A 21,967-nucleotide genomic window follows, 5' to 3' on the forward strand; every position below is an offset into this window, starting at 1 on the left:
AACTGAGTAGTTTAGCTAATGACTTTTTAAATGTGCGTTAAATCGGTAATAAACTGTGCTGCATATTGAAGATATTCCTGTTGTGGAGTTCGAATTACATCCCATCTTTTAGCATAGTTAAGGGGCCTGTCGCGTTGTTTAGCGTATGTAAGAACAAGCCGACGCTTGGCACGGGATACACCAACAAAGAAAGCACACAGATTAGAATCTTGATCCCCAAAAAATATTTCGTTCTCAACGGCCAAAATTATCGTTGAGTCGAACTCCAATCCTTTGCTCTTATGGATAGTCAGAATACGCACAGCCTGATCATCAGAGAAACGAGTCAAGGCTTGAGGCAAGTCGGGGGTAAGTTCAAGCAATTCTTCAATGCGCGCTTTGGTATCTCCCACAACTTCACCTAATCTGGCATGTGACTCATAGTCAGGCGAGAGAGCAACAAGAGTCTCCATTCCTATTTTCTTCAAAAATCTACACACAGAATCCCACCATCCCGAAAACGGTTCATCCAACAACTCGGCCATGGCGATGATTTTTCGCTGTTCCTTGAAGAAGCTTTGGAAATTTTGCCTGACGCTAGACTGCACCTCGTCATCGGCAAAGGGAATCAATTGATTCATCAGCCGAATCCAGGCTTTGGGCTCTCGCTGGCCATAGAGACAGGACAAATAGTCAACAACGAGCCTTGCGGCAGGTTCGACAGTAATATCCTGCATCTCCTGCTCATTCCGGTACGGTATTCCCCTAACTTCCAATGCCACCATCAGGTGATTGGCGTAAAGATCTAGTTGTTTGGACACTAATACGGCGATTTCGGATAACGGAACCTGTTCATTTCTTATCCACCCGGCAATCAAATCGGCCAAGTACTCAGCTTCACCCTGGGCATTCTCGAATTGCCACGCGAAGACCTCTCCCTCTTCACCAGCAAGTTGGTGATCTGGCATGACGGAAGCCGGATCGAGCACGCGAATTATCTCGTTCTGCATCCGAAGCAGGCGTGGTTTTGAACGAAAGTTTCGGTACATGTTTAATGGGACCGCTGAAAAATCCCTAGCGAACGTTTGGAAAATTCCGTCCAATGCACCTGCCCATCCCATGATTTTCTGCTTGGTATCACCGACAGCAGTGAGACGAATGCTCGTACCTTGGAAGGCTACCTTCACGAGTTCATACTGCTGATCCGTGCAGTCCTGGAATTCATCCAAGAAAACATCGCTGTAAGTTTGGCGTATGGCATTTCTTGCGACAGTGGAGGCCTTAAGAATTTGAATTGCTAGCGGTACAAGATCATGAAATGTAATTTGCCTTTTTGTGACTTTTCTTTCGCCAATCGAATAATCCAGATCAAGAGCATCATTACCAGTAAGCACTACTCGGAAGCGATCAATAATACGCTTTGCAAACGCATGAAATGTGTAGCTATCAAAACGGGAAGCCAATTCTTGTCCACAGCGTTGCTGGATTCGCTCCTTCAAGTTTTTGCTGGCGTCAACTTTGAAAGAGATAGCGAGTATTCTCTTCGGATAACGGCAGGTTCCGGTTCGTAGGAGGAAGTCAGCTCTTTGTGCAAGCATTTCCGTCTTGCCCGCGCCCGGCCCCGCCGTCAGTGCAAGACAGCGCGCTTGTTCCTTCGCAGCCCGCAGTGCATTGGGTTCAAGAGTTAGCCCATCCGAAGGCAGCCATGCATCTACAGCAATCACTCGGGCAGTTCCGCAAGCTTGGCGATCACGGCATCAGTGAGTCGTCCAAATGATTCAGGCATGTTCGCCAGCAAATCCTCGTCGCTTAGTTGAGCGAGAGCTTCGATATGAGCAGCGGGCTTGCTGCCCAGTTTAAAAAGCTTGTGATACGTAGAGAAAAGATTTAACTCGTCATAGCTATATTGGGATGGGTCATGATGGCTCTTGCCTAACACGGCTTTAATTGTTGAGTCATCCGGAACTTCCTGCTGAACACCGTAAGCATCTGGGAAAGCAAGGAGCATTGAAAAATCTAAATCCATTGGAAATGAGAAAAACACACCACGCATTTCCAGCTCTGCAAATACACTCTTAGTGCCGTTTTCAAAGAAGTGGTGGGTACGAACAGGTACTTTGTCATCATTCCAATCTGATAAAGAAAAAGTATTTGGCAGAACTTTTTCAGGTTGATATAAGCCAAGTTGGTTATTTACATACTTTATTCTTCCCCAGCCCGCTTGATATCTGCCCACATCTAAATCGAGAAGGGTCAAAAATGGGATTTGCAGTGCTGATAACAGGCGCCAAAAATGATTGACATGCCTACCTCCAAGCGGAGCAATCGTAACCGCTGATTCATCAACTGGCGCACCCTTTGCTTGGAAAAGGCGCGGTAGTACAATTTCTTCGCTATCCCCTTCACCCAACACAACCAAACGTGAGAAGTAAATCTCAGGGAATGCCTGGACAGCCTCGCGTACAAACTTGTGCGCTTCATCGGTTTTAGCGGGTAATTGGATTTTCGTAATTCTTGATTGCCGGGTTTCGGTAAGTCGAAGATATCGAATATGTTCCGGATCGACACGTCGTAACATTGACGGAGCATGCGTAGCGATTAGGGCCTGAGCATCCTCGTTGCTCGTCATGGAGTTCAGAGCGCTGACAATCCGCCCCAGATAGTGAGGCGAGAGGCTGTTCTCTGGTTCCTCAAGGGCAATCAAAGTAAAGACTGGCGGACGCAATTTTTCTGGGTCAAAAGAGCCGTCCTCACCGGCAAGGACAGCACGCCCAATTGCTTGAGATGAAAGAACCAATGACAGATAGAGCATCGACTTCTGGCCGTCACTGAGTCTGGAAAAATCGACAAGATGTTCATCATGTCCAGGCGAGAATGATACGGACAAATGACGAAGCAACGCCTCGATCTCAGATGCCACAAAAGTAATCTTGGGATCTGTAAAGTAGCTGCCTTTATGAAGGGTGCCCCAAGTTTTCTTCAGGTGGGCACTAAAAGCATTGACCGATGGATTAGCAGCCAAACTCTCACTAATCTGGTCGGTGAACCCTTTGACTTCCTCCCGTTCATTTTCCCAGTTCACTGCCCGTAGCAAGCGGCCAAGCAGCGCGTTCGTTCCATATGCTATGTGGTCAGTCGGATCTCTTCTTGCGGGCAGATAGTGGACTTGTATGTGATTTCGTTCAGACCTTGGAACCGTTTGAGGATTTAGAGGCGAACCATCCGGGCCAGCTTCAAGCACATACACAAAAGTCTCATCAATATCCCCATCCAGGCCCATAGTGGCACTTAGGCGATATCGTACCCTAGGAATTCCGTCAGGGTCATCAAGGCGCATGTGACTGAAATGGGGAGCAACGGTCGAGTTATCTTCTTCATCCTCCAACTCGGGGAACACGAAGTCCGCCTCAATCCATAACTGCCTTTCTTCGGGCGCTTCTTGTTCATCGTGCGGGACATGGAAGTCTGAGCGCTGAATACGGCGTAATGATGGATCAAATGCAAACAGTCGGCACAAAGCCTGGAGTGCAGCAGTCTTGCCTGACCCGTTGGGGCCAATCAGATAGGTAATATTTTCCAGTGTCAGTTCTGTTGGTTCAGCACCAAAACTCTGAAAATTTGAAACCCGAATACTGTGCAGTTTCATCCTTTTTTCCTAATACATATGGCCCGAAAAATTAAATCTTCCCGTTCCATGGGTGATTTTTACAGAACAAGAATTCCCTACACTCGAGCCCGTGCACGTTCTCTAGCCTTAAGCTCTATGCGTTGTGATATTTGGCTATACAGCTGGGCTTCCTCATTCTCTCGATCAGTGACAGTCACAACCAAGGCATAGTCTTCTTGTTCGAAACTCAACGCCTCACCCCAATCTCTATCTTGTCGAGTAATTACAACAAACCACTTTTCAGAAGGCTTCGGCTGTTTAATCCGCCAAGTTGAAGATTGAACTGTACCTTTACCTCTTAATTCAGCACTTATGTCCCTATTACTTGTAGCATCATCATTTCTGGTTTTAGTTTCATCCTGAGTACTGTGATTGAAATGCCTTTGAACAGACTCAAGCGACTGATCTTTGACTAACCTAAAAGACATTTTAGTGGCCACATAGTCTATCCTAGTTGTCCTGACCGCTGGACAATAAGACAGAGTAACTCTAATTTCTCTGGAAGCACGCTGAGACCTTAAAAAATCATCGGGAAGCGGCAGTTCGAAAAAGTGATGCGAGTTGTTTTCAATTTTCTCTTCAGCCATTAAGACAACGGCATTTTGTGAAGATCTAAAAAGCTCCCCCTCATCAACAGCACCATAACCAGCTATATCTCTAAACGCATCTCGTCCATTTGCGCTCCTATAAGATTTCTTCATATCTTCAGGAAAGCTGCTTTCAATCTCCGACAGCATATTCGCATGATTAACCAGTAGTGCTCTGAGCAAATTAGCAGAAGCCTTCGGGTAGTTATTCAATAAACGACCTGCAAGATGGGTAATGTAAGGTGCCGCAAAACTTGTTCCGCTAATTTCGCTAAACAATGTGTTCCCAACGAATCGACTATTACAGGTCAGTACCCCCATGCCTCGCATAACTGCATTGAGTTCGTTGCCTGTTCTTATTGGAGAAGCCAAGTTTCCACCCATAGCTACCAGCTCGGGTTTAATTGCACCTTTAATAGTGGGACCGTGACGTGTAAATGGGGATGGTTGATTTTCTGTGGCTGGAGCCAATTGCCCAATTTCAGGATACCGTTGAGCATCGAAAGTCGCATTATGTCGAGCCAAGCTTCCCACCGTTAGAACGTTTAGTGCCGGAGCTGGATCTATGATAATACTTTCGTCAGCTAGAAGGTATTCTGGAAACTCGTCTCTCCAGCTATGTCTTGGCACATCTGGATCGATAGAGCCTGAGAAGTTCCCAGCAGAAACGACAAATAAGATATTGAAGTCCCTAGCCAATTTATCCAAGACATACGCAATTCCTCGAATATGACGATTATCGTAAGGTGCATTGGAATTCCCTAACGACAAATTGAAAATCCGACATTGGTGTTCTTCGACAAAATAGGTTACAGCTTCAATGAGAGTTTTTTCGATAGAACTGGAGTCAAATTCTGCATTCTCATCAAGAATTCTACCATTGAAAATCCAAAGTTCAGGGTGCCAATAATTTGTTGAGTTACACGCTTCCAAGTCACCATACAGAGCTACACCAGCAACAGCAGTGCCATGACCATTCAAATCCATGCCGTCTGTATCACCAATAAAGTCTGCACTTTCCGCAATTGCGGGTGCCAACAGGGGGTGGTTAGTATTTACTCCGCTATCAAGGACGCAAACTCTTGCAGCTTGATGAGTAGGGGATTGTATTCCTTCAGGAATTCTATTGATGTCACAATTTAGTTGGCTATAGCGAATACCGCTCTTGGGGGGGAGATCAACAAGTCTGACATCAGAGTGATTCAGCAGTAGATTAGCCTGACTAGAGTTAACCTCCAAACGGTACATTACTAAGCTATCAAGGTTAACTTTATCTGTTCGCCGTATTCCGTTATGAGCTAGCCAACGCTCAAATGCATCACAAGTGCTTAATCTCTCTGGGTGATGAGCAACAGCTACAGGCCAAAGCTCTACATCTAAGAGAAACTTCTCTGACCTTGGTAAGCCATGCCTTCTTAGAGCCCAACTTTTCCGGTCATCACTTGTCCAGTTATCGATTCCCTCTATGGCCTCGAGAATCTGCTTGTACGTCAATTCTGTCTCGTCCAAACCTAAGCGTTGCAGGTGATCTTCAAACACAGTCATTCCGGTTTCATCAACAAAAACAACACACAGATGATTGTCTTCTTGGCTTACAAACTCGATACCATGTTTGTTTAGATGGGTAATATCGAGAAGTCCTGTATAACGAATTTTCAGTACAAAATTACCCGGACGTGACGTTTGCTGACTTTGTGCGAATCTGATTGATTCAGTTAAGTCTCTAGATAATTTTTGACCATGCCCCCGAAGATCACCTCGTGGATGTTTTGGGATATTGACTTTCCTTGTTCTACGTTCATTTTCAAGCAGTTCTCTTTCAATCTTAAGATGTTCATAATTAGCCATTCCTAGTCCCTTTTTTAACTTTCTCGAGAAGCTGCTTGCTTCAAGTCCTTAACGGTCAAAAATTCCTGACTACGTAGGATCATCCTTTTTACTGCTCTACGAACAATACGTTCAATATCAGCGCCACTCTTTGTAGAAAATATCCCGAGGATAGATTTATCATCTAACTCAAATTGGCGACGTACACCACGCAATTTGAGTGAAAGAATTTGTTGTATTTGCAGCTCATCAGGTAATGGGAAGTCAATTTTTTCATCGAAGCGTCGCCAGATAGCACTGTCTAAAATGTGCTCATGGTTTGTAGCTGCTAAAATTAGACTCTTCCCTTGATAAGCGTCCATCATCTGAAGCACTGCGTTAACGACGCGGCGTAACTCACCATGTTCACCTGAGTCAGAACGTTCTTTGCCTATGGCGTCAAATTCATCAAATAAAACCACCATAGAATGTTCAGAAACAAAATCAAAAACTTTGCGAAGATTCGCGGCTGTTTCACCCAAAAAAGAAGATACCAACGCATCGAGACGAACAATTGCAAGAGGTAAATCAAGCTCAAAAGCAATGACCTCAGCTGCTAAGGTTTTCCCGCAACCTGGAGGACCATGAAAAATAATTTTTCCAGAAGGCTTCATTCCAAAACTTCTCAGTACATCGACACGGCGGTGTTCCTCAAGAAGTTCCTCGATGGGTGCGATACTAGATTCAGGTAAAACCATTTCTTCTATTGGTCGCTGAGCTTGTCGAACATCTAAAAGTGGTAGTCCTCGCTCTTTATCTACAGGAGGAGTAGGCAAAGCGTTACGTCCATTTTGTTTAAGCGGTCTTAAATGCTCACCATACAATATCTGCTCAAGATCATTTGCAAGAAGGTGATGTTGCTTTTGACGCTCATCTTGAATAACAGCTTCTGAAGCAAGCCGAAAGGCCTCGGAATCACCAATGGTTCCAGCCCTAATCAACTGTCTCAGTATTTTACCGTTAGCCACTATTATTCCCCTTTGCAATGTTCATTTATAATCGAATTACTCAGTCGTTTATCGTATTAAATACTAATTATTTCATCATATTAATAACGATTTAAAATAATCAGACGTAACTACTTAGTATTATCTGAGGCTATGATGGTGCTTAGCCCATTCGATTTTGCATAATCCAAAATTAGTATTTCTATCATAGACGCTTGAGAGCGATGTTCTTTTTCCGCTGCTGCTTTTAGCAACAGCTTGATTTCTTTAGATGTTCGTATTGACAAAGTCTCTTCTTTGGAACGCGACACTGTGCTTCTCCATGATAAATAAGCAATACAATGTACTGCATTATGCGTACATTGTATACTGTTTATTGAACTCATTACCGATAGCATGGATAGCGATATAGTGCCCCTTCGAGAGGGGCTGGTTGATGGGAGCCTAGTTGGCTAGTTGGCGGGGTTATCTGTTTCCTCTTCAGTGATATCGTCATCGGTTGAAGGCACCGCTTGCTCAACTTCTGCTTCTTTACCCTTAGCTTGGGCTGATTTTCGTGCTCGAATTTCGATATCAATAATGCGTCGTGCAAGTTTGATAATGCGCTGTTGCCATGCGTAGTTGCCATCAACGCGTTGCTTGTTGCTAAGCACGCTAGATAACCAGAGTGTGTCCATTGAGATCATCAACGCATCGAGTTTGCGCACTAAGCCAACAAACTGGCCAACCTGAGGCGAGCTGATTTTGGCGTTGAAGGTAATCGGATCGGTGTAGTCAGGTACTTCATCGATACCGTTGGACTCCATCAGTTTGTCCAAACGAGCTTGTTCGTTGTCTACCGCCATAGCGCAATCCTCGATCAGCTGGCTAATGATCTGTTCCACTTCATCAATTTCGTTCTCATCGCCAATGATGCGTAGGATGACATCGATTCCGTAGAGCGCACTGACCGTGCGCCTAAAAACACGGTCAACGACACGTTGCGCCTGTAAGCTGTTAATTGTGAATGATTGTTCAAAGATGGGTTTTGAGTAATTGGGTTTTGCTTGGGCCATAAGTTTGCTCCTGATATGACAATAATCAGTCCCTAGACTAATCCTCTGTGAGGTAATGGCCTTTCAGCTAGGTGGAAGAATTGAGCATCTTTCTAACTATCCTGTCTGGATAAGACGGTTACACTGACTATCAAATATTGCTGATCTGTTTCAGTGATATCTGCGCCTGAGAGCATGAGCTCAAAGGAAGCCCGCCGCTGAGTTTTCTCAGTGGTACTAAGAGGTAGCTAGCCTCCTTAAACAAATAGCCTGCATGTTTTTACATGCTCAACCATGCGTTCCTTACGGTTCGCCTTTTCACCACCCAGCTGGGGGAGTTTTCCCCAGTTGGGGGTGACTCCTTCAAAACCAACATAAGGAGTCACCAATGGAATATATCTTCGGATTTATTATCCAAATCGCAGGCATTATGTTGCTTGCAAAACTGAGCTGGTCGCTTTTGCGATTGCTTGCTCGTCAAAGCGTGCGCCCGTTTCGATTTGTACTTACTCAAATCAAGCGATTGCTCACACCAACACCAAAACGTCGTCCAATGGCAGTGCCTAAAGCTCCTGGTATGCCCCGTTTGACATCTGCGTTTTACAAAGAGCCACATCAGTACGACATGGCTTTACTCGAAATACCAACCTATCTGCGTCGTCAGTCTTCTTTGCCCAGCCGGGTAGAAGCGACTGTGTGCACAGAGTTCAACTAAGACGAGGAGAACATCATGAAAAACCAAGTAACACTCATAGGCTACGTTGGCTCTGAGCCAGAGACGCGAGCCTATCCATCAGGTGATTTGGTGACCAGCATTTCGCTGGCCACTTCTGAGAAATGGCGCGACCGTCAATCCAATGAGCTCAAAGAGCATACGGAATGGCATCGGGTCGTTTTTCGAGATCGTGGTGGATTTAAGTTAGGGCTCAGGGCAAAAGATTTAATCCAAAAAGGAGCAAAGCTTTTTGTTCAAGGGCCTCAGCGCACGCGCTCATGGGAGAAAGATGGCATTAAACATCGATTGACCGAAGTGGACGCGGACGAGTTTCTGCTTCTTGATAGTGTGAACAAAGCATCTGAGCCATCACCGGCGGATGATGCGGGCTCCCAAACTAATTGGGCACAAACTTATCCTGAACCAGATTTTTAACCGAGCGAAAACGCTTTAACCCAGCCGGGAGTACTTTCCCGTCAGGGGCAGACTCCCACTTTGATTGTCGGAGTCCACAATGGAAAAACCAAAGCTAATCCAACGCTTTGCTGAGCGCTTTAGTGTCGATCCAAACAAGTTGTTCGATACCCTAAAAGCAACAGCATTCAAGCAACGTGACGGTAGTGCACCGACCAATGAGCAGATGATGGCGCTCTTGGTGGTTGCAGATCAGTACGGCTTGAACCCTTTCACCAAAGAGATTTTTGCGTTCCCTGATAAGCAAGCTGGAATTATTCCAGTGGTAGGTGTCGATGGATGGTCTCGCATCATCAATCAACACGACCAGTTTGATGGCATGGAGTTTAAGACTTCAGAAAACAAAGTCTCACTGGATGGCGCGAAAGAATGCCCTGAATGGATGGAATGCATTATCTACCGGCGCGACCGTTCGCACCCAGTCAAAATCACTGAGTATCTGGATGAAGTCTATCGACCACCTTTTGAAGGTAACGGCAAAAATGGCCCTTACCGGGTAGATGGTCCATGGCAGACGCACACTAAGCGAATGCTAAGGCATAAATCCATGATCCAGTGTTCCCGCATTGCGTTTGGCTTTGTGGGAATTTTCGATCAAGACGAAGCGGAGCGAATTATCGAAGGCCAAGCAACACACGTTGTTGAGCCATCTGTGATTCCACCCGAGCAAGTTGATGATCGAACCCGAGGGCTTGTTTACAAGCTTATCGAGCGGGCGGAAGCTTCAAACGCTTGGAATAGTGCATTGGAATATGCCAATGAACATTTTCAAGGTGTTGAGCTGACGTTTGCGAAACAAGAAATCTTTAATGCACAGCAACAAGCAGCCAAAGCGCTCACACAGCCTTTAGCTTCTTAGCGCCACGCATTCATTTTACTAACCCTGGCGGGATTATTCTCCCATCAGGGGGAAGGTCTCGTCTTTTTTGGAGATCTTCCATGACTAAATCAGCCTCACTTTTTCGCTTGGTATTGGTTGTTGCCCTTGTCTTAGGTTCGATTCAAGCCGGTAAAGCGGCAATTGATTCGGTTCAAGCAAGTGTTGTTCAGCACCAAACAGCGTTAGCACAAGCAGCAAAGTAACCACTTAACCCTGAAGGGGAGTTCTCTCCTTCGGGGGAGTCTCCCCCTCAAAGGAGGCAATATGAAGGTTATCGACCTATCACAACGTACTCCTGCATGGCACCAGTGGCGCATTGCAGGGGTTACGGCATCTGAAGCCCCAATTATTATGGGGCGTTCACCCTACAAAACACCTTGGCGATTATGGGCAGAAAAAACTGGATTCGTATTACCGGAAGACCTGTCGAATAATCCAAATGTGCTTCGCGGTATAAGGTTGGAGCCTCAAGCAAGGCGAGCATTTGAGAATGCGCATAATGACTTTCTTCTGCCGTTATGTGCAGAAGCCGATCATAACGCAATCTTTCGAGCCAGCTTTGATGGCATCAACGATGCGGGCGAACCCGTTGAACTGAAATGTCCTTGCCAGTCAGTTTTTGAGGATGTGCAAGCTCACCGACAACAAAGCGAGGCGTACCAGTTGTATTGGGTACAAGTACAGCATCAAATACTGGTCGCCAATAGCACGCGTGGTTGGTTGGTATTCTATTTTGAGGATCAACTGATTGAGTTTGAAATACAACGAGACGCGGCGTTCTTAACTGAGTTGCAAGAAACAGCGCTTCAGTTTTGGGAGTTAGTACAGACCAAAAAAGAACCGTCAAAATGCCCTGAGCAAGATTGTTTTGTTCCCAAGGGTGAAGCCCAATACCGTTGGACATCGCTATCACGGCAGTATTGCTCAGCACATGCCGAAGTGGTTCGACTGGAAAATCACATTAAATCTTTGAAAGAGGAAATGCGAGACGCTCAGTCAAAATTGGTCGCCATGATGGGTAACTACGCTCATGCCGACTATGCTGGGGTCAAACTCAGCCGCTACATGATGGCGGGCACGGTGGACTATAAGCAATTGGCCACCGATAAATTAGGCGAGCTGGATGAACAGGTTTTAGCTGCTTACCGAAAAGCGCCACAAGAGCGGTTGCGTATCAGCACCAATAAGCCAGAGCAGCCCGTTGAAACACCAATCAAAATCAGCCTTGAGCAAGAGAACTTGGTTCTGCCAGGTGACTCACCGAGCTCATTTTACTTTTAACGTTCACTTGGAGCCGATGTCGGCTCCTTTCTCATGCGCTTACATCGAGTGCATCAGAAAGCAGTTTCACTCGTAGCCAATGCTGGGTACGAATGATAGAGCGAGCTGAACTCTTACATACACAGCCATACCACAATCAACACACCACCCGACGGGGACTTCATTCCCTGTTGGGGCATGGGGCCTCGTCAAAACTGATGAGGTTTACCATGACTGAACAATCCCCATTTTTGGTTCAAGTGAATCAAGCGTTTAATGTCCCGGCTCCTGATGCTTTCGTTCTGGAAGGATTTAGTGCCGACACTACCCATCCAAACATTCCCGTTCGCAAGGACGAGTATGTCTTTAGAAAAGAAGACTTACGTGACGTATTGGCGTTCTTGTCTCACCCAGACGGTGACGGTTTGTATATTACAGGCCCAACTGGATGCGGGAAGACCTCGCTAATTTGCCAAGTTGCTTCTCGATTGAATTGGCCTGTTCAGCAAATTACTGCGCACGGTCGATTGGAATTGTCCGATCTTATCGGTCACCACACACTGGTTAATGGCAACATGACCTTTGTGTATGGACCTCTGGCACTGGCTGTCAAGCATGGCCATTTGCTGATCATTAATGAAATGGATCTTGCTGAGCCTGCTGAACTGGCTGGGCTCAATGACATTTTGGAAGGTGCCCCTTTGGTCATCGCACAAAATGGCGGAGAGATCATCATGCCACACAACAAGTTTCGTTTTATCGCTACCGGCAACAGTGCGGGCAGCGGTGACCAAACGGGCTTGTATCAAGGCGTGCTTCAACAGAATTTGGCTTTCCTTGATCGCTTTAGAATCATTGAAGCGACCTATGCAGAACCATCTGTAGAGGAAGCCATTCTGGAGAACGTTGCGCCGGGCTTACCAGAGGTCTTTCGCCAAAAAATGGTGAAGGTGGCAGGTGACATTCGTCGTCTTTTTATTGGGGGCGCGGATGGCGGTGCAGAACTCAGTATCACCATGTCCACTCGGACCTTGGTGCGCTGGGCAAAGTTAACACTTGCTTTTAAAGGCGCTCCTAACGCAGTGGAGTATGCACTGGTTCGGTCTTTGACGGCTCGTGCTGAGTTGGAGCAACGAGAAGCCATTCACCGTATTGCCGCTGATGTCTTCGGTGACCACTGGGAGGATTGATGATGGAAAAGTGCTTTGCTCTTTACCGTTACAGTCATTCTGATGGGACAGCCAAAGAATGGGCCATTTACGTTGGATCAGATAACCAGGAGATTGAAGTTCGGTTTGGAAAAGCAGGTCAATTGTCGCAGCAGCGATTGATTGATTCGACTGATCCTAACGCTGAAGCAGACCGACGAATCAATGAGAAAATCAACAAGGGTTATCGATTGGTTGGACAAGTCGGCATTGATCATCAAGGGCGGCCATTTGAACTCTCAAATGCGCTAGATAGCGTCGCGTGTGCCAATAACGTCAGTTGGGAGTTTCGTACTCGCAAGGACGTCAATGGCCAAATCTCGCTGGCGCAAAAAGCGTTGTTCGATATGGCAAAGCTGCTTGAAGCCTATGGCTTGGCTGTTATTGATGATAACCAGGTCAGGATTGGAGAATGGTCATTAGGGTTTTGCAAAAGCGGATTACCTAGTACCAATCAAATCAGCATGGTGTCAGGTGAAGGCGCTGGCATTGTTAACAATGATGATGGCCCGTGGCCATTGTTGCTGTTACTGGCCTTTAAGCGTCAATTACCACCACTGTGTTCGCTAACAGTAGCGAGTTCTGAAGGGATAGAAGTATCCGACCAACTGAAGTTGGAAAAAGATGTATTGCGGTTGCTAGGCAGTGATTTAGAGCGGGTTCGCCCGATAGCTGAAGCACTGGACTTAATGCCTGCGAAAATCGATCTCAACCAATCGTCGCCTGATTCGCAAAATTACTATTTCTGATAGTGGTATTGCCATTAGCGCGTCAGCTACTACCACCCAAACGGGGGCCATTGCTCCTGTTGGGAGTGGTGCGTCCCCATCTTACATGAGGATGCACTATGAGTATTCAAACCCTCGACAAACTTTTGATTTGTCACATCGACTGTTCCATCTGGAGCGGTAGAAAAAAACTAAGGCCTGAAGATTTCAGACTAGCCAATGGCAGCCAACTTCCACCGAAGGATGTTGCCAGCTTAGGGAGTAAAAAAATTTGCGACCCTGAGGCATTGGCGAACTTTGAAAGGCTTAAGAAAGAAGCGCAGCGCTTGTGTGAGCAAGTCGGTGTGCGGTTTTTAGGTGGCTATGCCGTCCCTGAGGACCGAATTGATCAGATTGTTCCAGAGCTTGACCGGATCGGTCAGGAGTTTGCGCAGTGCAAGCAGTTGTTCTTGGACAACTATGATCAGGTGACGTTTGACTGGGTTGCAAAACACCCGGAATTTGCAGATGCAATCCGGCGTGCGCTGTCACCCATCGAAGACGTGGAACAACGGCTTCAGTTCGATTATGCCATCTATCGAATGCAACCGGCTGAACAAGGTGGTGGCTTAGATGACAAGGTCAATGGCATGGGACACACCCTCTTTAGGGAGGTGGCTCGTGATGCCAATGAACTGTTTGAGCGTTCCGTTGCAGGTAAGAATCAAATCAGCCAGCGAGCCCTTAATCCTCTCAAGCGATTAAGAGACAAGTTGGATGGTTTGTCATTCCTGGATCATCGAGTTCAGCCGATGGTTGAAGCGATGGACAATTTATTTGTTCGTCTGCCGAAGACCGGCCCTGTGACAGACAATCTCTATCACGAACTGATGGCGACCATTTTAATTTTGTCTGATCCAGACAAGATGAGAATGCACGGTGAAGGTCAATTGGATATCAGACAACTGATGCCCAAACCTGAACCTAAACCCGCACAGCCAGTATCTGCTCAGGCAGATAACTTACGTGCAATACCACAACCAACCGTCAGACCAAACCTTGGTTCGACTGTACCAAACTCATTTTATTTCTAACGTCCTTGAGGGCATGTTGCCCTGAAGGGCGCATGTCCTCTGAACTATGTAAGAGGAAATTATGCAATCAACCATCCATAACCCCAGCCAACTGAACCAGTTTGAACCGCATTTTCGTGGTGTGACTGATGCGGTTGAAAGTGAATCGATACCAGAAGTGGCGTGTTGTCGAGCGTTAGTACAACGGTCGTACTCAACACATAGTGTCGTGATCCCTAAGAACCCTGTGCTGATCGCAGATGCGGACGCACAAGGAGCTTGGGTAACGGCCATAGTATTTGTTCCAAACATGGCATTGCAGCAAACCGTTCATGAGCGGGCCTGGCTGCAATATCAACACGAGGTGTCTGCTCAGTTACAAGACCAGTACGGTCTGACATTGGATGACATCCTGAGTTTAGACCAGCTTAAAACGTCATTTGAGCAGCACGAGAGTCCAGCTCAATTGGTGGCTTGGTTAGGTCAAAAATACGACCTGGATAAGCTAAAAGCACAGGTTTAAACACTTACATTACCAGCGGGGAAACGCTCCCGCTGAGGGAGTATTCCCCCTAATGATTAGGAGACTCCCATGAATCATCCATTAAAAAACGCACTGCCAATCGTTGCCGCCGCTTATGGCGAAAAGTTTGGTGTGAAGGTGCTTATTCAAGGACAAGATGCGTTTACCGATGGTGAGCGGATTGTGATCCCAACAGCAAACCCAGACGACCCACACTATCAACAGATAGCTTGGGGTTATCTGGCTCATGAAGCGGCGCATATTCGGCATACTAATTTTGACATGGTGCAGAAGGCGTCGTCCAAGCCGATCCGTAAGGCACTTCTCAATATCATTGAGGACGTTCGCATTGAAAACGAATTGGCAAAGGATTACCCCGGAACCCGGCGCAGTATTTCGCAAGTGATTGAGTACATGGTGGACACTCAGCAAATGAGTGTACCTGAACAGCTTGAGCCTGCATCTAACTTGCAAGCCTGGTTGTTGTTCCGCTTGAGATGCCATTTTCTGGGCCAGAAAGCGCTGACGCCTTTGTATCAAGCAGTTGATGAAAGAGTGAGACAACTCTTTCCAGCCGCAGCGATGAGCCGGTTAAGTGCCATGCTGACAGCAGTGCCTAGCTTAGGGTCTACAGGTGAAGTGCTGAAACTTGTCGATGCCATCGTTGCCATGTTGGAAGAAGAATCTCGTCCACCACAGGATGAGTCGGATGCTGATGGCGGTGATGACATTGGACAAGATGCGAGTAATGACAGCAATAACAGTAGTGATAGTCAAACCCCAGAAACAGACTCGTCTGCAACGGGGGATGTTGCTGAAACAGGTGATTCAGATCACTCTGATCAAGCTGACAATTTGCGACAAGCCCTAGAGGCCAGTGCCGCTCAGTTTGAACCCGATACCTTTGCACAAGTGGCAGAAGTGTTGTCGGAACAAGCTGAAGGACATCAGGGCGTCACTCCACTCAGTTTGCCCCAAGCAGAGCAAGCTATGTTGGGTGACGAGGCCATCTTGACCTTGTCGGCGTCTGAGTCCGCTCAAATTCGAGCCCGACTTAGGGGCATGGTTCAGTCCAGTCAGGACAATCGGAATCATGCCAAACGGCAAGGTCTTCGAGTTGCAACCCATCGTCTTGCCGCTTCACAAGCAGGTGAGTCGAGATTGTTTATTCAAAGGCAACCTCGCATTGCGCCCAATGCTGCTGTGCACTTGCTTGTTGATATATCAGGCTCAATGGGTAAGCCCATTGGCGAAGGTAATCGAAAGTACTTTCATGTTGCCAATGAAGCCGCTTTGGCTTTGGCCATGGCACTGGAAGGCATACCGGGTGTTGTACCTGCGGTCAGTTATTTTCCTGGTATTCATCAGGACGTTTCTATCGCGTTATTACCCAAGCAATCGGTTCGACATCGGGCTGCCTGTTTTGACCAAAAACCACGAGGTTGTACGCCTATGGCACAAGCGATGTGGTTTGCGGCAAACAGTTTGTTAGCACAAAAACAGAAGCGAAAGCTAATGATAGTGCTAACCGATGGTGACCCAGATGACTGGGCTGCTACGCATGACATTGTTGACCGTTGCAGACGAAGTGGCTTTGAGCTGCTGGGGATCGGGATTCAAACACGCAGTGTTGAGAAATTCTTTCCTCAAAGCATCGTGATTAACGACGTCAAAGATCTGAAGCGTGAGTTATTCGAAGTAACACAACAACTGTTAGTTCAGTAACCACATCAACTTTACCACCCTGCGGGGACGATTCCGTCCCCGTCAGGGCATGGGTTCGTCTCCGTTTTTTTTGGAGACTCCTATGAAAAACAGAAAGTTCTTAGCTGGCGAAGAAGCCGGTACTTATATCGTTCCTGAGCAAGTGACCGAAGCGGATATTTTAGATATGGCGCTTAAGCTTGCCCGTGGTCGATTGAGTAAAGGTCGCAAAATTGAACAGCCATCGTCGGCGTTCTCATACCTGCAAACACTGATGCACGAGTATGAGCACGAAGTCTTTGGCGTGCTGTTTCTTGATACAAAGCATCGCGTTATTCGATTTGAAGAGCTGTTCAAAGGCACTTTAGATGCGGCGAGCGTGTATCCAAGGGAAGTAACAAAGCGTGCGCTAGAGCTTAATGCGGCAGCAGTGATACTGGTTCATAACCATCCATCGGGTGATCCTGAGCCCAGTGAAGCTGATAAACGCATAACTCATCGACTCCGTGACGCCTTGTCACTTGTTGATATTCGAACGCTTGACCATGTCGTGGTCGCATCCGAGGGCTGCGTTTCGCTTGCCGAACGCGGTTATCTTTAATGAATGGGCGTATTGCCCATTCTCCTACATCACAAAAGCAGCCCCATCAGCACACATCAGCACAGCTCGAATTTCTATTTGAGTTTGATGATGCCCCTGTCACTTGGTCTGACACGGAAATCTGGCAGTTACGCGAAGGCATTCTATTGGATGCGATCCGTGTATTGCTAGACGGTCGTGTCAGTACTCGATTGCGAAAGGATGTGTTGTCGTGGATTCAAAATGACGAATTAACGCCATTTTGCTTTCGTGTTTGCGCAATAGCTGCGGTTGTTGATCCTGATGTGCTTCGTGATTCCATCATGTGGCTATTAAGACGACATGGTATCCAGCTTGACTAACGTTCCTGCATTAACCAAACGGCTCAATGCAGGACCCAAGCTGACTTTTACCACCTGTGGTAGGAGTCGGCTTTTTACTTAAGGAGGTTATATGGCGATACCTTTACAGATTGAAACAGTGAGGCCATATCTTAATGGTCAATGGCTTCAGGTATTGGCGGCATTGGTGCCAGAACTTGATGCCGCTATTGCTCGAAAAGGCCGTCATGTGGCTTGCCCTGTTCATGGCGGTCGTGATGGCTTTAGGCTGTTCAAAGATGCTGAATATACCGGAGGTGGCGTTTGTAACACCTGCGGTATCTTTCATGATGGTTTTGAACTGTTGTCTTGGATTAATGGGTGGAACTTTGCTCAGTCTATTGAAGCAATCGGCCAGGTTCTTGGTATTCAACCCGGACAAATACAAGCACCTTCTCGGGCAATAACGCGTAACGCTGTTGATTGGAAGGCTAGAAAGCAGGACGAGGACAAAGCGATTATCCATCGCTTGAATCAAACCTGGGGAGAAACGTTTTCTCTTGCAGATACTCGTGCGCAACCAGTTTGGAACTACTTGCATCGTCGTGGCATTGTGACGCGGCTTCGTCCTGAATGGGATTCGGTGCTGAGGTTTCATCCAAGCTTGCCTTACCATGATGAAGATGGTCTGTTTATCGATAGCTACCCAGCGCTGCTAGGTAAAATCGTTACTCAGCAAGGGCGTTCGGCCACGTTTCATCGGATCTACCTAAGTGAAGATGGATTCAAAGCGCCGGTTGAAAAGCCTAAAAAGATGATGCCGATACCAAGTGACAGAACAATCACTGGTGGTGCCATTCCGATAGGTGAGCCAGGTGAAGTACTAGGTGTTTCTGAAGGTATAGAAACGGCCCTAGCGGTAACCAGAGCAACGGGGCAAACATGTTGGTCGGTTGTGAATGCAACGCTACTGGCTAGGTTTGAACCACCAAGTAATGTGAAAATGCTGTACATCTGGGCAGACCACGATCTCTCTGAGACCGGCCTGAATGCAGCGAATGAACTCAAGAAAAAAGCCTGGCAGAAAGGCATTCTGACGCAAGTGTTGATCCCCCCGATACCAACGTCACTTGGCGTGAAAAGTTGGGATTGGAATGATGTGCTGAATGTTTACGGTGCCATGGGCTTTCCGAAAGTTCATATCTGATCCAAGGGGCTTCGGCCCCTTTTTTTGCGCCTTGCATATTTGAAAAAACATGGAGAATGAAAAATAGATAACCAATAGGAGAAACAAACATGATGGTATTAACCCTGTTAACAAAGCAGACTGATGGTGAGTTTACGGTTTACTGGAAGACCGGCCTTCGAAGAGGTGGTGAGCTAAAGGTCGATTTAGGTGAGCAATACGACATGCTACCTGAGCAGCAAAAGCCAATTGCCGCTGAGCTCTATGCAATTCACCACCTACTGTCAGTGAAAGAGGTGATGGGCATTAACCGAAGCGGCAATGGGCTTCAAATCCGAGTCAGTAAAGGAGCCATCAAAAAGTTACAGAAACAACGCTCAACTCAGCATTCACTTTACAGCCTGACCAGGTTTTTGCTCACTCGATACCAGGAAGCACAGATCTCGGTAGAGAAGCGGGACGATTGGCTCTCACATTCCTTCGAAGAATACAGCGTCGATAATGCTACAGTGAGAGAAATCGATGAGGTCATCAACGTTCCGAACATTGGACCTGTCGTGGTGACTCGTCATGCACTGGAACGGTTTGTGGAACGGCTTTCAGACGGTGTACCTAAGCATCCTTGGAAGGCTTTGTGCTCAAAGCTGCTATGTTCGGGGCTAACTAAAACTCAGTTGCCAGAAAACGTCGCTATCCAAAAAGCAAAAAAATATGCACAAGAGGCCGAGTTCTGGCAGCATCTTGGTAGCAAAATGCACTTTGTTATGATTCCGGGTGACCGAATGAAAACGTTGGTTACAGTTATTGCAGTAAAGTGAGCTAATGTGTATTGGCGATACTTACTTAGGTGCCGATAGCAGACCTCAGCAACCTGGTACAACTCAATGATACCTTTTCCATTATCCTCTTTTATGAATTAAATCAGGAGTATCATTACTCCTAACCAAAGACATTCATTTTACTTAATCAGTACTATTTCGGTGTAACGCTAATAACTCAGTGGGTAGTAAGAAGTTCAACAACAAATAACTCTAGGCACGATGAGTGCCCAAAATGTTTATCATTTAGAGCTGATGGTCGAAGAAATTAACTTGCGTAGCCAAATGCCTTTGTCTTCATTGTTTCGGCTGGAATGCCACAGCATGGCAATATCAAAATCCGCAACGGCGATCGGCGGCTTAACAGTAATGAGATCGTCCGAAAAGCCCTCCGCCAACGCCATTTTTTCTGGCACGATGGCAATTAGATCGCGCTTTTTCAATAAATGCCGAATGGTGAGAAAATTGCGCGAAGCCACGGTGACTTTACGCCTCAAGCCGTGTTCTGCGAGCTTTTGGTCTACTTGTGTCTTTAAGCTCCCATCGGGACTTACCAGAGCTTGCCCGATGTTAGCGAACGCTTCCAGAGACAGCTGTGTTTCCCCTTTCAATACCTGTTTATCACACATGCACACGTGTTTTTCGGTGTACAAGTACAAGCTCTCAAAGTTGTCATCTAACAACGGAATGCTGCCAATAATGACATCGAGCTTTTCCTGCTCTGTTAATGCCACGTAGTTGCTACGATTGACGTTAATAAAACTGATCTGCGCCTCTGGTGCGCGCTGACGTATTTCGTCATAAACCCGAGGCGCAAAGATAAACTCAGCATAATCCGTTAACCCAATGCGACATACACCCGCGTAATTTTCAGGTTGGAAGGCAGACTTAGTGAGCAAGTCTTTGGCGATAGAGTCCAGCAAGTTATGCACGGTTGGCGCGATGTGGTGAGCGTGCTCTGTGGGCTGCATCTTATGCCCTTTGCGCTCAAAAAGCGGGTCATCAAACAACAACCTCAAACGAGATAAACTATGGCTCATCGCCGACTGGCTAACGCAACTTTTCTCTGCCGCGACGCTAACGCTTCGATGGCGATACAGGTAGGAAAACGTCACCAACAAGTTCAAGTCAATGTTGCGCCACTGAATGTCCTCTTTCACTTCAACACCCTCATCCCATTTCATTCATAGATGAAATCAAAATCATCAATTTGAGTCATTTTATAGCATTCGATAAATTAGCAAAAATGCTTTTTAAATAAACAGGCTCGACATGTTCACTATCTTCAAGACTTTTTTCTGGCTGGGTTGGTTCAGCTTCGGCGGCCCAGCGGCTCATATTGGTTATTTTCGCCAAACCTTTGTTGAGAAACTGAAATGGCTTGATGACAGCGAGTACGCTCAAATTGTCGCGCTCAGTCAGTTTTTGCCGGGACCGGGATCAAGCCAAGTCGGCTTTGCATTGGGTTATAAGCGCGGCGGTTTAAGTGGTGCATGCGCAGCATTTGTCGGATTCACGCTTCCTTCGGTGATCATCATGTTGGCGCTAGCGATGGTGAGTAGCCAAATCACCGACACCGCAATGTTTCAAAACATCGTTCACGGGCTAAAACTACTAGCTGTCGTTGTCGTGGCGGATGCGACCTGGGGCATGTACAAAAACTTCTGCCAAAGCAAACTGACCGCTGGTTTGTGCGTCGCGACTGCGATTGCGTTGTTGGTGGCACCAAGCATCATGACGCAAATGTTCGTGTTGCTCGGAGCCGGTATTGTCGGTTTGCGATATCTGAGGAAAGGCTCCGTGCCATCAACCGAGCCGTTTAAACCGTCTATAGCGCCACTGGCTCTATTTGCGGTGCTTTTACTCGGCTTACCGTTAGTGGCTCATACGTTGCCTTTGCTTGGGCTGTTTAGTGATTTTTTCCAAGCTGGTAGCTTAGTGTTTGGTGGCGGTCATGTGGTGCTGCCGCTTCTGCAAAACATTGTTGGCGATCAGCTCAGCCCAGATGTATTTTTAACAGGCTACGCCGCTGCACAAGCTGTACCGGGGCCAATGTTCACCTTTGCAACTTTTATCGGTTATGAGCTTTCGGATACGCCAATTTTAGGTGCGCTGATCGCAACGCTTGGTGTATTCCTACCAGGTTTTCTTTTACTGCTTGGCGTACTTAAAAACTGGCAAGCACTGGCAAGCAAACCGTTGGTCTCCGGCGCCATCAACGGTGTAAACGCCTCGGTAGTAGGATTGCTACTCTCGGCACTTTACCAGCCAGTATTTAGCAGCGCAGTTGTTGCTCCCATCGACATGGCGTTAGTGATTGTAGGTTTCTATCTACACAAAAAGCTCAACCTTTCGGTGCTGTGGATGATCGTATTTTTTGTGGCGGCAGGCCTTGTCACGGGCATGATGTAGCCTCCTGATTAGCCAGCCATTGAATCC

Annotated in this window: 22 protein-coding genes; 15 read left to right on the forward strand and 7 right to left on the reverse strand. The window is 46.9% G+C overall.

The features are described 5' to 3' along the window. Nucleotides 1-26: 26 nt before the first annotated feature. The 6 genes from B4F66_RS09195 to B4F66_RS09220 form a co-directional block, all read right to left on the reverse strand. Nucleotides 27-1,703, reverse strand: coding sequence for a UvrD-helicase domain-containing protein (locus B4F66_RS09195; RefSeq protein WP_015066574.1), 1,677 nt, complete (start codon nt 1,701-1,703; stop codon nt 27-29). Then, entirely contained in the window at nt 1,700-3,625 is a 1,926-nt protein-coding gene (locus B4F66_RS09200) for an ATP-dependent nuclease (RefSeq protein ID WP_015066575.1), read from the reverse strand. Before B4F66_RS09200 ends, B4F66_RS09195 begins: the two co-directional genes overlap by 4 nt. Nucleotides 3,626-3,702: 77 nt before the next feature. Beyond that, the gene (locus B4F66_RS09205; RefSeq protein WP_015066576.1) at nt 3,703-6,081 is read right to left on the reverse strand and encodes a S8 family peptidase; all 2,379 of its coding nucleotides are present in this window, start codon (nt 6,079-6,081) and stop codon (nt 3,703-3,705) included. 14 nt (nt 6,082-6,095) lie between these two features. After that, nucleotides 6,096-7,067, reverse strand: a complete 972-nt coding sequence (locus B4F66_RS09210) for an AAA family ATPase (RefSeq protein ID WP_020744900.1) — start codon at nt 7,065-7,067, stop codon at nt 6,096-6,098. Nucleotides 7,068-7,177: 110 nt separating this feature from the next. Continuing rightward, nucleotides 7,178-7,357, reverse strand: a complete 180-nt coding sequence (locus tag B4F66_RS09215; protein WP_015066578.1) for a hypothetical protein — start codon at nt 7,355-7,357, stop codon at nt 7,178-7,180. 141 nt (nt 7,358-7,498) lie between these two features. Then, nucleotides 7,499-8,101, reverse strand: a complete 603-nt coding sequence (locus B4F66_RS09220) for a hypothetical protein (RefSeq protein WP_015066579.1) — start codon at nt 8,099-8,101, stop codon at nt 7,499-7,501. A 367-nt stretch (nt 8,102-8,468) separates the two neighbouring features. On the opposite strand from B4F66_RS09220, the gene B4F66_RS09225 reads away from it, so the two are divergent. The 14 genes from B4F66_RS09225 to B4F66_RS09290 all read left to right on the forward strand — a co-directional run bounded on the left by B4F66_RS09225 (nt 8,469) and on the right by B4F66_RS09290 (nt 19,528). After that, a complete protein-coding gene (locus tag B4F66_RS09225) occupies nt 8,469-8,795 on the forward strand; it encodes a hypothetical protein (RefSeq protein ID WP_000455722.1) in 327 nt (108 codons plus the stop codon). Nucleotides 8,796-8,810: 15 nt separating this feature from the next. After that, nucleotides 8,811-9,230, forward strand: coding sequence for a single-stranded DNA-binding protein (locus tag B4F66_RS09230; protein WP_000795986.1), 420 nt, complete (start codon nt 8,811-8,813; stop codon nt 9,228-9,230). A 79-nt stretch (nt 9,231-9,309) separates the two neighbouring features. After that, complete coding sequence (gene bet, locus B4F66_RS09235; protein ID WP_000414662.1) at nt 9,310-10,128, forward strand: phage recombination protein Bet; 819 nt, start codon at nt 9,310-9,312, stop codon at nt 10,126-10,128. Nucleotides 10,129-10,208: 80 nt separating this feature from the next. Then, entirely contained in the window at nt 10,209-10,352 is a 144-nt protein-coding gene (locus B4F66_RS09240; protein WP_015066581.1) for a hypothetical protein, read from the forward strand. A gap of 61 nt (nt 10,353-10,413) precedes the next feature. Further along, nucleotides 10,414-11,430, forward strand: a complete 1,017-nt coding sequence (locus B4F66_RS09245) for a YqaJ viral recombinase family nuclease (protein WP_292355264.1) — start codon at nt 10,414-10,416, stop codon at nt 11,428-11,430. Between the two features lie 209 nt (nt 11,431-11,639). Next, the gene (locus B4F66_RS09250; RefSeq protein ID WP_055464781.1) at nt 11,640-12,599 is read left to right on the forward strand and encodes an AAA family ATPase; all 960 of its coding nucleotides are present in this window, start codon (nt 11,640-11,642) and stop codon (nt 12,597-12,599) included. After that, on the forward strand, nt 12,599-13,366 hold the full coding sequence (locus B4F66_RS09255) for a hypothetical protein (RefSeq protein WP_292355267.1): 768 nt from the start codon (nt 12,599-12,601) through the stop codon (nt 13,364-13,366). The genes B4F66_RS09250 and B4F66_RS09255 overlap by 1 nt, the downstream gene beginning before the upstream one ends. 98 nt (nt 13,367-13,464) lie before the next feature. After that, a complete protein-coding gene (locus tag B4F66_RS09260; RefSeq protein ID WP_292355269.1) occupies nt 13,465-14,418 on the forward strand; it encodes a DUF3150 domain-containing protein in 954 nt (317 codons plus the stop codon). Between the two features lie 61 nt (nt 14,419-14,479). Next, nucleotides 14,480-14,920: a hypothetical protein gene (locus B4F66_RS09265; protein ID WP_292355271.1), complete on the forward strand. Its 441-nt coding sequence runs from the start codon at nt 14,480-14,482 to the stop codon at nt 14,918-14,920. 69 nt (nt 14,921-14,989) lie between these two features. Further along, nucleotides 14,990-16,645, forward strand: coding sequence for a VWA domain-containing protein (locus B4F66_RS09270; RefSeq protein ID WP_292355273.1), 1,656 nt, complete (start codon nt 14,990-14,992; stop codon nt 16,643-16,645). A gap of 82 nt (nt 16,646-16,727) precedes the next feature. Then, complete coding sequence (locus B4F66_RS09275) at nt 16,728-17,225, forward strand: RadC family protein (RefSeq protein WP_000797298.1); 498 nt, start codon at nt 16,728-16,730, stop codon at nt 17,223-17,225. Continuing rightward, on the forward strand, nt 17,225-17,566 hold the full coding sequence (locus B4F66_RS09280; protein ID WP_292355285.1) for a plasmid-related protein: 342 nt from the start codon (nt 17,225-17,227) through the stop codon (nt 17,564-17,566). The genes B4F66_RS09275 and B4F66_RS09280 overlap by 1 nt, the downstream gene beginning before the upstream one ends. Before the next feature lie 91 nt (nt 17,567-17,657). Next, complete coding sequence (locus B4F66_RS09285) at nt 17,658-18,731, forward strand: DUF7146 domain-containing protein (protein ID WP_206625211.1); 1,074 nt, start codon at nt 17,658-17,660, stop codon at nt 18,729-18,731. Between the two features lie 89 nt (nt 18,732-18,820). Then, nucleotides 18,821-19,528: a hypothetical protein gene (locus tag B4F66_RS09290; RefSeq protein WP_292355289.1), complete on the forward strand. Its 708-nt coding sequence runs from the start codon at nt 18,821-18,823 to the stop codon at nt 19,526-19,528. Between the two features lie 242 nt (nt 19,529-19,770). Here B4F66_RS09290 and B4F66_RS09295 read toward each other — a convergent pair whose 3' ends face one another. Beyond that, on the reverse strand, nt 19,771-20,712 hold the full coding sequence (locus B4F66_RS09295) for a LysR family transcriptional regulator (RefSeq protein ID WP_292737044.1): 942 nt from the start codon (nt 20,710-20,712) through the stop codon (nt 19,771-19,773). An 88-nt stretch (nt 20,713-20,800) separates the two neighbouring features. On the opposite strand from B4F66_RS09295, the gene chrA reads away from it, so the two are divergent. Then, on the forward strand, nt 20,801-21,940 hold the full coding sequence (gene chrA / locus B4F66_RS09300; RefSeq protein WP_015066592.1) for a chromate efflux transporter: 1,140 nt from the start codon (nt 20,801-20,803) through the stop codon (nt 21,938-21,940). Nucleotides 21,941-21,967 lie beyond the last annotated feature (27 nt).

The organism is Methylophaga sp. UBA3603 (genome assembly GCF_002375335.1).
Lineage (GTDB): Bacteria > Pseudomonadota > Gammaproteobacteria > Nitrosococcales > Methylophagaceae > Methylophaga.

Excerpts from the sequence above, each read along its gene's own strand:
- B4F66_RS09240 (WP_015066581.1), top strand. The coding sequence starts at position 10,209 with ATGACTAAATCAGCCTCACTTTTTCGCTTGGTATTGGTTGTTGCCCTT.
- B4F66_RS09265 (WP_292355271.1), top strand. The coding sequence starts at position 14,480 with ATGCAATCAACCATCCATAACCCCAGCCAACTGAACCAGTTTGAACCG.
- B4F66_RS09230 (WP_000795986.1), top strand. The coding sequence starts at position 8,811 with ATGAAAAACCAAGTAACACTCATAGGCTACGTTGGCTCTGAGCCAGAG.
- B4F66_RS09270 (WP_292355273.1), top strand. The coding sequence starts at position 14,990 with ATGAATCATCCATTAAAAAACGCACTGCCAATCGTTGCCGCCGCTTAT.
- bet (WP_000414662.1), top strand. The coding sequence starts at position 9,310 with ATGGAAAAACCAAAGCTAATCCAACGCTTTGCTGAGCGCTTTAGTGTC.
- chrA (WP_015066592.1), top strand. The coding sequence starts at position 20,801 with ATGTTCACTATCTTCAAGACTTTTTTCTGGCTGGGTTGGTTCAGCTTC.
- B4F66_RS09205 (WP_015066576.1), bottom strand. The coding sequence starts at position 6,081 with ATGGCTAATTATGAACATCTTAAGATTGAAAGAGAACTGCTTGAAAAT.
- B4F66_RS09250 (WP_055464781.1), top strand. The coding sequence starts at position 11,640 with ATGACTGAACAATCCCCATTTTTGGTTCAAGTGAATCAAGCGTTTAAT.
- B4F66_RS09280 (WP_292355285.1), top strand. The coding sequence starts at position 17,225 with ATGAATGGGCGTATTGCCCATTCTCCTACATCACAAAAGCAGCCCCAT.
- B4F66_RS09285 (WP_206625211.1), top strand. The coding sequence starts at position 17,658 with ATGGCGATACCTTTACAGATTGAAACAGTGAGGCCATATCTTAATGGT.
- B4F66_RS09220 (WP_015066579.1), bottom strand. The coding sequence starts at position 8,101 with ATGGCCCAAGCAAAACCCAATTACTCAAAACCCATCTTTGAACAATCA.
- B4F66_RS09225 (WP_000455722.1), top strand. The coding sequence starts at position 8,469 with ATGGAATATATCTTCGGATTTATTATCCAAATCGCAGGCATTATGTTG.
- B4F66_RS09295 (WP_292737044.1), bottom strand. The coding sequence starts at position 20,712 with ATGAAATGGGATGAGGGTGTTGAAGTGAAAGAGGACATTCAGTGGCGC.
- B4F66_RS09255 (WP_292355267.1), top strand. The coding sequence starts at position 12,599 with ATGATGGAAAAGTGCTTTGCTCTTTACCGTTACAGTCATTCTGATGGG.
- B4F66_RS09200 (WP_015066575.1), bottom strand. The coding sequence starts at position 3,625 with ATGAAACTGCACAGTATTCGGGTTTCAAATTTTCAGAGTTTTGGTGCT.
- B4F66_RS09275 (WP_000797298.1), top strand. The coding sequence starts at position 16,728 with ATGAAAAACAGAAAGTTCTTAGCTGGCGAAGAAGCCGGTACTTATATC.
- B4F66_RS09260 (WP_292355269.1), top strand. The coding sequence starts at position 13,465 with ATGAGTATTCAAACCCTCGACAAACTTTTGATTTGTCACATCGACTGT.
- B4F66_RS09245 (WP_292355264.1), top strand. The coding sequence starts at position 10,414 with ATGAAGGTTATCGACCTATCACAACGTACTCCTGCATGGCACCAGTGG.
- B4F66_RS09290 (WP_292355289.1), top strand. The coding sequence starts at position 18,821 with ATGATGGTATTAACCCTGTTAACAAAGCAGACTGATGGTGAGTTTACG.